This is a genomic window from Streptomyces viridosporus, assembly GCF_002078235.1.
In the GTDB taxonomy this organism is placed as follows: Bacteria; Actinomycetota; Actinomycetes; order Streptomycetales; family Streptomycetaceae; genus Streptomyces; species Streptomyces viridosporus.
Window position 1 is genome coordinate 18,939 of sequence record NZ_MSGP01000199.1, and the last position, 10,729, is coordinate 29,667.

At 72.5% G+C, this 10,729-nt stretch carries 6 protein-coding genes; 2 read left to right on the forward strand and 4 right to left on the reverse strand.

Going from position 1 to position 10,729, the window contains the following annotated elements; genetic code table 11:
- Positions 1-22: 22 nt before the first annotated feature.
- The 4 genes from B7L92_RS14700 to B7L92_RS14715 all read right to left on the reverse strand — a co-directional run bounded on the left by B7L92_RS14700 (position 23) and on the right by B7L92_RS14715 (position 6,999).
- A complete protein-coding gene (locus tag B7L92_RS14700; RefSeq protein WP_081237924.1) occupies positions 23-1,003 on the reverse strand; it encodes a hypothetical protein in 981 nt (326 codons plus the stop codon).
- Positions 1,000-3,060, reverse strand: a complete 2,061-nt coding sequence (locus tag B7L92_RS14705; RefSeq protein ID WP_143626323.1) for a hypothetical protein — start codon at positions 3,058-3,060, stop codon at positions 1,000-1,002. The genes B7L92_RS14700 and B7L92_RS14705 overlap by 4 nt, the downstream gene beginning before the upstream one ends.
- A gap of 919 nt (positions 3,061-3,979) precedes the next feature.
- Complete coding sequence (locus B7L92_RS14710) at positions 3,980-5,605, reverse strand: RNase H family protein (protein ID WP_081237928.1); 1,626 nt, start codon at positions 5,603-5,605, stop codon at positions 3,980-3,982.
- 161 nt (positions 5,606-5,766) lie between these two features.
- Positions 5,767-6,999: a DNA sulfur modification protein DndB gene (locus B7L92_RS14715; RefSeq protein WP_081237930.1), complete on the reverse strand. Its 1,233-nt coding sequence runs from the start codon at positions 6,997-6,999 to the stop codon at positions 5,767-5,769.
- 309 nt (positions 7,000-7,308) lie between these two features.
- Here B7L92_RS14715 and B7L92_RS14720 point away from each other — a divergent pair, with 309 nt between their 5' ends.
- Together B7L92_RS14720 and B7L92_RS14725 are read left to right on the forward strand one after the other, a co-directional pair.
- Positions 7,309-9,414 (forward strand): N-6 DNA methylase, encoded by a 2,106-nt coding sequence (locus B7L92_RS14720; protein WP_081237932.1) that lies wholly within the window; start codon positions 7,309-7,311, stop codon positions 9,412-9,414.
- A 165-nt stretch (positions 9,415-9,579) separates the two neighbouring features.
- Positions 9,580-10,729: serine/threonine-protein kinase (locus B7L92_RS14725; protein WP_081237934.1), on the forward strand; the 1,150-nt coding region annotated here is incomplete at its 3' end.

Consider the following 10,729-nt stretch of genomic DNA (forward strand, 5'->3'; position numbering starts at 1 on the left):
GCCGCTGTCTGCTGTCCCGCACTCACTTGGTCCTCCCGCCGGTGGCCGCCACCGGTCGCGCCATGGTCTCCAGGTTCTGACACAGCGAGGCCGCGATCGCCTCGGCGAGCGCCCTCGGCACGTTGTCGTACGCGCGGGTCTGCGCCTGCTTGCCCACCGAGGGCGGGAAACCGCTGCACAGGACGGCCGCGCGCTCGTGCAGGGCGGGCAGGGGCGCGTACCGGTCGACGAAGAGCCGGCCGACGCCGGCCCGGCCCTGGCCGGATTCCGGCCGCCAGCGCATCGCGCCGGTGCGGTGGCGGGCGAGTTCCAGGTAGATGCCCGTCTCGCGTTCCACCGCGTGGAAGACGCCGTTGCGGCGGACCCGGGTCAGGCGTGCGTAGTCGGCTCCGCGCCACCGGTACAGGCCGTCCTCGTCGTCCCTCGCCACGGGGACGAACCGCTGGAGGCGCAGCTCGTACTTCTCCAGCGTGTTGGCGGTGCTCCCACCGGGCGGTGCGGACTCGGCGCCCGGCGCTGCCTGCGGAAGAAGCTCCATCAACTGCAAGGCGGCGCAGGGCACATGGCGGGCCCCGAGGAACTCCGCGGCTTCCTGGAGGGTCCGCGGGTCCTCGTACTGGAACAGGAGGGTGTCGGGCAGCGGCGCCTCACCGGTCTCCGGCCGGTGGGGGACGGTGATCAGCTCCATCCACTCCTGTGCCGCCTCCTCGACACGCGTGCTGGTCCGCGCGGTGCGCGCGCCGGTCAGCAGCGCAAGGCCGTCGGCGTGGGGCAGCCGGGTCAGTACCGGCGGAGCCACCGACCAGCGGTCGGCGCGCAGGTCCACGTCGATGAAGCCGAGGGCGGCGGCCTTGCGCATCCAGTCCCAGTCGGCGTACTCCTTCAGCGCCAGGCCCCATGCCTGGGCCTGGCTGCGGACCCCGTCGCGCAGTGCGGACGCCTTGCCGCTGCGGCTCTCGCTCAGCCAGCGCAGGAGGATCCCACCGAACTCGTTGCTGCTCATCGGTCCAGCTCCTTCGCTGTCTGCACGTACGCGGCCCACGAGGGCTCGACGGACGCCTGCTGGGCGTTGAGGACGGCGCGGGCCCAGGCCCGCGGGTTGCCGGTGCTCTTCGGCTTCGGCGTTCCGGGGTTCACCGGGCGGCCCTTCCAGCGTCCGCTCCGGCGCTCCAGGAGCCAGCCGCCGATGCCGTGGAAGTCGGCCTCGAAGCGGAGCGGGGCGGGGGTGTCGGGGAGGTGTTCCGTCCACCAGTCCGGTTGCTCCGGGGCATCCAACGTCCACAGCCGTCCGTCGGCCGCCGCGAACAGCACCTCGTCCGCGTCCCGACGGCACAGCTCCATGACGGCTGCCGCGTCCTGAGCGGTGGCGTTCGTGCAGTCGGCGCCGGTGACGCCGGTCGACAGGCTCTGCTCGACGAGGAGGGAGGGCGACTCCGAGGCCTTGCCGTCCACGACGGTGAAGCCGCAGACCTTGGTCATCTTCGGCTCGACGACGGCCTGGTCCGCGGTGGCGAAGCCGATCTCCACGCCTGCGTAGCTCACCGTGTGGCGGCCCGGCTCCAGCCGGAGCACGGCCAGGGGGACGGGACGGCCCGCGGCGATCGCCTTCTTGAGCTCGGGCCGTTCCTTCCCGTCGACCAGGAGGGTTCCCGTGCCCTCCGTGGCGTCCGGGAGGACCACCTGGGGCTCGCCTCCCCGCAGGTACAAGTGGGGATCGAGCACGGGCGCGAGCTTCAGTCCGCCCTCGAGGCGGAGCTTGAACTGCGCCGGGGGCTGCAGGAGGCCGACCGCGCCCTGGACCTCCTTCAGCGCCCGGCGCAGGGTGACCGCGTCGTCGAAGGTGACGGGTTTGTGCAGGGACCAGCCCTGCGGCACCCAGGCCAGCTTGCTGGTGTCGGCGCTCCGGCCCGCGGTCGCGGCCTTGTCCAGCAGTCGCTGCACGTCCCGCTGTGCGGTCGGGGCGGCGAGCACCACGTGTGCCTCTCCCGGTCGGAAGCCGTCGGTGCCGGCCCAGACGCCGAGCACGTCGTCCCGTGCGAGCACCAGGACGGAAGAGGAGGGACGGCTGAGCACCAGGTTGTCTCCGTCGCGGCGGATGCCCCTGGTGAGGGTGTCCGCACTCGGGGCGGGCAGACCCGTCACCTCGTAGTAGACGGTGTCGCCGAGCTGCTCGAGGGCGACGCCGCCCTTGAGCTCGATGCGCTTCTTCCGCTCCGGGGTCCGCAGGCGCGCCACCCAGCCGAGACGCCCCGCGTCCAGCCGCACCAGGAGTTCGGCCCGGGTGACACCGGTGGGCACCAGCTCGTCCGAACCGTCCCAGGAAGCGGCGTAGTTGCCGATCAACTTGGCGAGGAAGGGCCGGAACTCCTCCTCCTGCAGCGCGTTGCGGAAGCCCTTGGAGAAGTGCCGCTCCATACCCCGGATCTCGATCTGGGCCAGCAGCGTCTCCCCCGGCAGGGGCCAGGTCGTGCCGTGCTCCCGCAGGGACCGGAAGAACTTCGGCATGAAGGACCGGTCCGCGCCGCTGAGGAGCGCCTGGGACTGGGCGAACCCGATCATGCTGCGGTTGGAGGGCAGGTCGGCGGGGGCGGGAAGGGTGCAGAGGCCTCGCGCGCCCTTCTGGCTGTGCTGCCAGGAGGCCAGCACCTGCCACATGCGGGAGACAGGCTCGTAGTGGTGGCTGCCCAGTTGCTTCCCGTCGCCGGTCAGCAGCTCGGAGAAGCGGGCGTGGTAGGCGGTGGCCCGGTGGTTCCGGTCGTTCACCATCCGGGACGCGGCCATCACCGAACAGGCCAGTAGCGGCAGGAAGGCGGGCACGCCGTCCTTGTCCTGCTGCCGCCTGCGCCAGCGGTAGTCCTCCAGCGCACCGTACGGTTCCGCGGTCCCCAGCCGCAGGAACCTGCCCACGCACCGGGCTAGGGGCTCCTCCAGGCCGTATCCGTGCCTGAGCTCCTGCTCCACGTCGTCGTCGACGTAGAACAGCGTCGGGTGGCCGGCGTGCTGCCGTCCGAAGAACTCCTCGGCCAGCACGTCCTGCCACGCCTGATAAGAATGGTCCACTCTGCCCCCAAAAGAGATGTTCCAATGCCCTGTTCGTGAAATTCCCCGGCATGGAACGGTCTTCCACGTCACCCTGAACCCGCCACTCAACGGGCCACTGCCGAACGCCCCCTCAGGCGTAACTCTCTACTGACACTGCCCGGGGCAACCCGACGGCGCACAACACGCAGAGACGTCCCACCCATCCCCCACCGTTCCCACAAACGCCCCTTGCAGCAATCGCACGACCACCCGGAAGACATGGCCAGAGCTTCACTAAAGGCGATGCATCCGCAGCAATCGCGGCACCCACCGCGACACCCGGGCGCATCAATCAATCCGACCTGCAGCCAAAGGTTATCCGTGCAGGGGATACGAGTGGGATAGGGGTCCGTCAATTGGACTGCTGCTCGGGCGGCGCTCTCCGGATACACGCGTCACGCCACTGCGGCAGGTGCCGTCCGCACCTCCGCCGGCGATCGCCCCGGCGTGCGCCACCCCACCCATCTGGCTTGCTCAGGCACGTAACACCCCCCAAACTGACCCTTCGACGTGACGGCCCCGTCTTCATGCGTGACTCCCCGCAGAAGAACGCGCGGCACTTCTCGACCATCCCGGCCTCCTCGCGGATCCTTTTCATCCATGCCTGAGTAAAGACGTACCGGCCGAAGGCTTGGTTGTACGAGCAGTTCCTGGCGACGGCGGCATAAGGGTTGCCGGAGCCTTTGACCGGACGGATCCCCAGCCGCTCCCCCATCTCCGTGTTTTCTCCGAATTTGCATACCTGGTAAGGAAGTTGCTCGCCATGCCTTGTACGTGTGAGTAGGGAAGTCGCGGAAAACGCGCCACGGGGACGGGTCATGAAGGGCATCGCTCACTTTCGTCCGGGCAAGGAAGACCGGTTCTCACGGTGGTGGGGTTGTCCGCAGACGGCGTGAACTCAGGCAGCGACCGAGAGGGGGCCGGCATCGGAGCCGAGCGAGCGCAGGATCCGCGCCTCCTCCTTCCGGGCGGTGGAGGGAAGGATCCGGCCGGTGACACGGCGGAGGGCGAGGCGGGCGAAGGCGTCGGCGGTCTCGTTGAGGTCGTGTCCGGCGTGGCCCTTCAGCCAGCGGACCTGGACGCGGTGGCGGTGGCGCACCAGGCGGTCCATCAGCTGTCGGCTCTCCGGGAAGAGAAGGGTGCGGTGGACGGCCGCCGGGTCGGCGGAGCGCAGGGCCGTGTCGACCACGCCGACCGCCTCGATGCTGTCGCACAGGAGGACCACGGGTGCGTCCTCGTGGCACTCGAGGAGGCTGAGGGCGGCAGCGCAGATACCGATGACTTCGGCCTCACCGCTGCTCGAAGCCAGGGAGTCGCCGTGTCCGGTGGTCCCGTCCTCGGCGGCCCAGCCGTAGCCGCACAGTGCGGACTCGTCACCGACGGCGGCGTCGGCGACGGCCACGACGGCGGTGTCGGGGAGGTCGGCGAGCAGGGCGTAGCGGTCCTCGTCGACCGGAACCGCCACCGTCGGGTGCTCGCCGTCGACGTCCTCGTCCGTGCCGGCAGGGAGGGCGTCGGCGAGGACGGTGGCGAGAGCTCGGTGACAGTGCGGGCAGCCGTCGGCCTGGTCGGGGCAATCCGCCTGGTGCCTCACGGTCAGCTCACGCACGCCGTGCCACGCCTCGGGCTCGGCGTCGGCGAAGCGCGCCAGAGCCGCGGCGCGGCACTGCGCGATGAGTTCCGCGAAGGGCCCCGTGGTGACGCAGGCCCGCATCCGGTCATGGAGGTCCGTGGCCCGGAGCAGGGCTTCGCGTGAGCGGGCGGCGAGAACCGCGGTGTCCTGGTAGGCGTCGTCCAGAGCGTCGAGTCGAGTGCGCCGCGCGGAGAGGGAGCAGGCGAGTGCGTCCCGTTCGGCCCTGCCGATGGCGTAGCGGCCCCAGGCCAGCGCGGCGCGGGCGTGGCGGCTCCACCGTTCGGCCACCGCGTCGTGCGGGAGGTACGGGTTCTCCTCCTCCCGGGCGTCGCGCAGGAGGGCCTGGACGAAGGCGTCGTATTCCCGCAGTTTACGCACCGGTGCCGGCAGTTCACCGCCTGCCGCCTTCCGGTCCCAGGCCCACTGGGCGAGGCCGCTCTCCGGCGCCTGCGGCGTGCCGTCCGGCAGCCCTCTGTCGCGGAGCTCCTGCCGCAGGGCCTCGTCGAAGGCCGCCGCGAACGCCGTGCGCGCCACCCTCAGCTCCAGCGTGTCCACCGTCCGGGAGCGACCGGTGAGGCGGCGGGCACGCTGCTCCTTGTACACGGTCTCCGCCTGCGACCGGGCCCGTCGCACCCTGCGCGCGTGTGTGCGCAGCCGTCGCAGCCGCTCGGGGGGCTGCACCGAGAGTTCCGCACGTCGGACGGCCCCGCGGGCGAGGACGTCGGCGTGGGCGAGAGCGACGGTGATGGGACCGGCGAGCGAGGCGTGTTCCAGGGCCGCGGCGGTCTCCGGAGCGCAGATCCCGTTCATGCGGGCGAGGACGGCCTCCTGCAGGGCGGTGAAGTCGTCGGCGAAGCGACGGACCAGCTCGGTGTGCTCGGTGATCGTCACGATGGCCTTCCAGGTCGCGGGTGGTGGTGAGCGAGCCGCACAGAGTGTGCGATCAGTGCGTGGGTGCGGGAGCCATGGGCCGTGCCCCACGGGTGGGCCCCGTCCGGAGGGGGCTCGGCCGAGCAGGTCCCGGCATCAAGGGATCCGCACCGCGGGCCTGTTCAGCTCCGCAGACCCCGGACCTTCCGGCCCAGCTCGCTGTGCGGGTCGAGGAGAGCGCCCGCGACGCGGCCGGCGGAGTCCTTCACGCCGCCGCTGAAGTTGAGCCGGCCGGTGGAGCCGACGCTGGCGCAGACGCCGTCCCAGTAGGCGGGCTCGCGCTCCCAGCGGACGTCGGCGAGCAGGCGCTCGACCGTCTCGTAGCTCATGACGTCACCCGGGGCGCACCAGGGGGTGACGCGGTGCAGCAGGATGCCGAGGCCCGCCATCACGGCCGGGGCGGTGATGGCGCTGCGCCGGGCGAAGTCCGGGAAGCGGCCCCCGATCAGCCGGGACACCAGACGGACGACGACCGTCTCCACCTCGTCGGCGTCGGTGTGGGGCGGCAGGTCGCCCTCGTGGACGTTGGCCGCCGAGTACTGCACGCCCTTGCCGCCGAAGACGGTGGTGACGACCAGCGTCCGCAGCGCGGACAGCGTCACGACCTCCTGGTCGGTCCTGGTGAGCTGCCGCTTGCCGGCGTTGACCAGCCTGGCGAACGGCATCCGCTGCCCGTCCGACTCGACCTCGAGCCTCTCGCCGACGGTGTGGGCGAGGCGGGTGGCGAGGTCGCGCTGGTCCATGGACATGGCCAGGTTCTTGGCGACGTCGACGCCCTTGACGTTGCGGTCGTAGAAGATCTGCCGCGCGTCCGCCGGGGAGATCCCCAGGTAGAGCTCGAAGGGGATGCGGACCCGCCGGCCGAGCTCCGTGTAGGTGAGGCCGAAGGACTCCGGGTCCCGGTAGATGTCGTGCCAGGCGGTGGTCTGGGTCTCGCCGTCGATGGCGATCACCATGGCGTCCGGGGCGACGGTCAGTGTCCGCAGGCCCGAGCCGGGGACCAGTTCGTCGCTCATCGCGGCGATCTCGCCCGCGTGCCAGAGCGTGATCGGGGGCGTGGACCAGGCGGAGCCGTGCTTGCCGAGGATGCCGGCGGCGATGTACTCGGCGTAGTCCGGGATGTTCCTGCCCTTCTGGGACTTCAGCGTCCGCTGCACGGTCGCGCGCAGTTCGGCGCGGCGCCGGTCGTGCCCGGACGCGGCCTTGAGAGCGCGCGGGTCCTCCTCCTGACGCGGTGACGGCACAAGGCGCACCAGCGTCGCGAGGGACATGGTGCCAATGACCGCGTCCTCGCGGAACGGCATGACGGTGAGCGGGATTCCTTCCGGGGTGCCGCTCGGCATGGTCAGGCGCATGGGTTCCCCCCCTGGGTGGTGGTCGATCGGCCGTCGCCCGGCCCCGAGGTGCCGCGCGTCCCTCGGCGTCCCGCCGGGAGGGCGGGGCAGGGCGAAGGGCTGGGCGCTCGAGGACATGGTTGTGGCAAGGGAAGTGACGCTTCACGCCGTAGAGCGCTGCTCGCCGACGGAAGCGAGCCCATGTAAGCATGAACGCGAAAGCACTGTCCAACAGCTTGCATGAGTTGACGTGCGTTGTAGGGTGTGACCACGCCGACCATCGGAGCCAGGACCACACCCATGCCGCAGCCACCCGCACCATCAGCCCAGGTGACAGCCGCCGAGATCTCCCGCATCGCGGGGGTCACGCGCGCCACCGTCAGCAACTGGCGACGCCGGCACGACGACTTCCCCGCGCCCTCGGGCGGCACGGACAGCAGCCCGCTGTACGACCTGGAGGAGGTCCGCGCCTGGCTCGCCTCCCGCGGACAGCACACGGCGGCCACGCCCAGCGGGGAGCTGCGCACCACCCTGCGCCTCCGCGAGCGGGCCGACGCCGGCACGTCCGACCTGCTCCTGTTGGTCCTGGCCGCGGCCCGCCGCCCCGCCGACGACCTCACCGGCCTGCTCGCGCTGCCCGACGCCGACCTGGTGAAGCAGGCGAGCGACGCGGCGGCCGGGGCCGCGGACGTGGTGCCGGACACGGAACCCGTCCGGTTCACCGACGCCGACACCGCGGTCCTGCGTGCCCTGCTGCTCTGCGTCCGCGACGAGGGCGCGCAGACGGCGCTGGGCGTCCTGGCGGAGCGGGAGCTGGAGGACAGCGCCGCCAGCGGCGCCTACCGCACCCCGGCCCCGCTCGCCGACCTGCTGGCCCGCCTGGTCCCGGGCTCCCCGGCCCGCGTCCTCGACCCCGCCTGCGGCAGCGGCACCCTGTTGACGGCCGCGGCGGCACGCGGCGCGCGCGAGCTGTACGGGCAGGACAGCCTCCCCGTCCAGGCCCGGCGCACCGCGGTCGGCCTGACCCTGACGGCCGGGGAGGGCGCGGACGTCACCGTGCGCACGGGCGACAGCCTGCGTGCCGACGCCTTCCCGGACCTCACCGTCGACGCCGTGCTGTGCAACCCCCCCTACGGCGACCGGGACTGGGGCCACGACGAACTGGCCTACGACTCGCGCTGGGCGTACGGCTTCCCGCCCCGCGCCGAGTCCGAACTGGCCTGGGTCCAGCACGCGCTGTCCCACCTCGAACCGGGCGGCCACGCCGTGCTGCTCCTCCCGCCGGCCACGGCGTCCCGTTCCTCCGGCCGCCGCATCCGCGCCGAGCTGATCCGCAGCGGCGCGCTGCGCGCGGTGGCGGCCCTGCCGCCGGGGGCGGCGATCCCGCTCCACATCGGCCTGCAGGTGTGGGTGCTGCAACGTCCGGAGCCGACCCGGCCGGCGTACCAGACGGTGCTCTTCGTAGACACGGTGGGCGAGCCGTCGGTGCCGGGGCGCGGCGGGAGCCGTTCGGGTTCGGTGGACTGGGCGCGGGTGACGGAGCAGATCCTCTCCGTGTGGACGGCGTACGCCGAGGACCCGGACGGGTTCGAGGCGCAGGCCGGTGTGGCGCGGGCGGTGAGCGTCGTCGACCTGCTCGACGAGGTCGTCGACGTGACCCCGGCCCGGCAGGTGCGTGCCTCGCAGGCGGACGTCGACCCGCAGGAACTGGCCCACGAGGCCGCGGCGGCCCGGGAAGGGCTGGCCGCGGCAGTGCGGACGGTGGCCGAGCTGGCCGACACGGCGTCGTGGGACGCCGCGGGGGCTTCGGCCCGCCAGTGGCGCACGGCCACGGTGTCGGACCTGGCCCGGGGCGGGGCGCTGAAGGTGCTGCGCGCGGTTCCGGTTCCGCCGCGGGCGATGGCCGCCGAGGCGGAGGCTGCGGAGACCGGTGCCTACGGTGGCGAACGTTGGCGCACTCTGACGGGTGATGACATCGCTCGCGGGACCGGACCGACGGGACAGGTCCTGGACGTGCAGGCCGAGCAGATGCCGGAGATCGCCGAGGGCGACGTCCTGGTCCGCAACCTGGTCGGCGGCACCGGCCCCGTGGCCCGGGTCGCGGGCGAGGAGGAGGCCGACGCCCTGCTCGGGGCCGGCGTTCACCTCTTCCGGCCGGACCCGGCCCGGCTGGACCCCTGGTTCCTCCTCGGATTCCTGAGCGCCGAGGCCAACCTGGCCGGCGCCTCGACCGGCAGCTCCACGCTCCACCTCAGTCCGGGGCGGCTGCGCGTACCGCTGCTGCCGCTGGCGGAGCAGCGGCAGTACGGGGAGGTGTTCCGGCACGTGCACGCACTCCGGACGGAGACACAGCGGGCAGCACGGCTGGCGGAGGAGACGGCACGCCTGCTGTCGGGCGGACTCACGGGCGGCCAGTTGCTGCCGCGAGGGACGTGACGTCACGCCCCTCGCACGCACCCTCCACGCGCTCTTCACCCATAGGGGGTGATATCTCCGTTCCGCAACTCCCGTTCCCGACCCCCACCGCATCCACTACCGTGTCTCCAGGCGCGCATCGCGGCTGATCAGACGCTCGCCCATGACCGAATTCCGAGGACGCCCGTGCAGATCACGCCCCTGAACCCCGAGGACCCGCGCGTGCTGGGCGACTTCGAACTCCTCGGCCGGATCGGCCAGGGCGGCATGGGCCAGGTCTTCCTGGGCGAGTCGCCCGGCGGTGAGCCCGCCGCGGTCAAGGTGATCAAACCGTCGGTGGTGGACTCCGAGTCCCGGCAGCGGTTCGCGCAGGAGATCGAGGTACTCAAGACCATCTGGGGTCCGCGCATCGCGGCGTTCCTGGGTGCCGACGCGGAGGCGGACCAGCCGTGGCTGGCCACGGAGTACGTGGACGGCCCGGACCTCGCACGGCACGTCACCACGCACGGCCCGCTGCCGTCCGTCCTCACGGCCGCGCTCGGCGCGATCCTCGCCGAGGCCCTGTCGGCCGTGCACACCCAGGGCCTGCTGCACCGCGACCTCAAGCCGGCCAACGTCCTGCTCGGACCGAACGGCCCGAAGATCATCGACTTCGGGCTGGCCGCGTTCACCGAGTCGACCATCTCCCTCACCGCCCCGCACCAGGTCGTCGGCACCCCGATCTGCATGGCCCCCGAGCAGGCCGCGGGCGTGAAGCCGCTGACGGCGGCCGTGGACGTGTACGCGCTGGGCGCGCTGCTGCTCTTCGCCTCGACGAGTCACTATCCGCACGAGGCGGCGACCCCGTACATGGTGTTCCACCTCGTCACCGACCCCCATACGGCGCCGGACCTGTCGGGTGTGCCCGACGACCTGGTGCCGCTCCTGACCGGCATGCTGGCCCAGGACGCCGGGGACCGGCCGTCGCTGACCGACGTGGTGCGGCGGTGCCGCTCGGTGATCGAGTCCCACGGCATGAAGATCGCCCAGGCGCGTCGCCGGCTCACCGCGCACACGGCGGGACAGCGGCGCGCGGAACCGTCCACCGGCGAGCCCTCCACCGCCCTGTGGCCCGCCCCCGTGCGGGACACCCCGGGCACGGAGATCACCCCGGCCGACCTGGACCCGCCGGTCACCGCCGACGCCCCGGAGCCCTCCCCCACCGTGGCCGAGGCACCCGGCCCCGAGGGACCCACGGCTGTGGACGACTCCCCCGGCTCCGTGCCCTCCGCCCGGCGGGAGGCGTCCGACGGGTCCCGCCGCGAGCAGCCCGCGCCGGGCCGCCCACCCGCGGCGC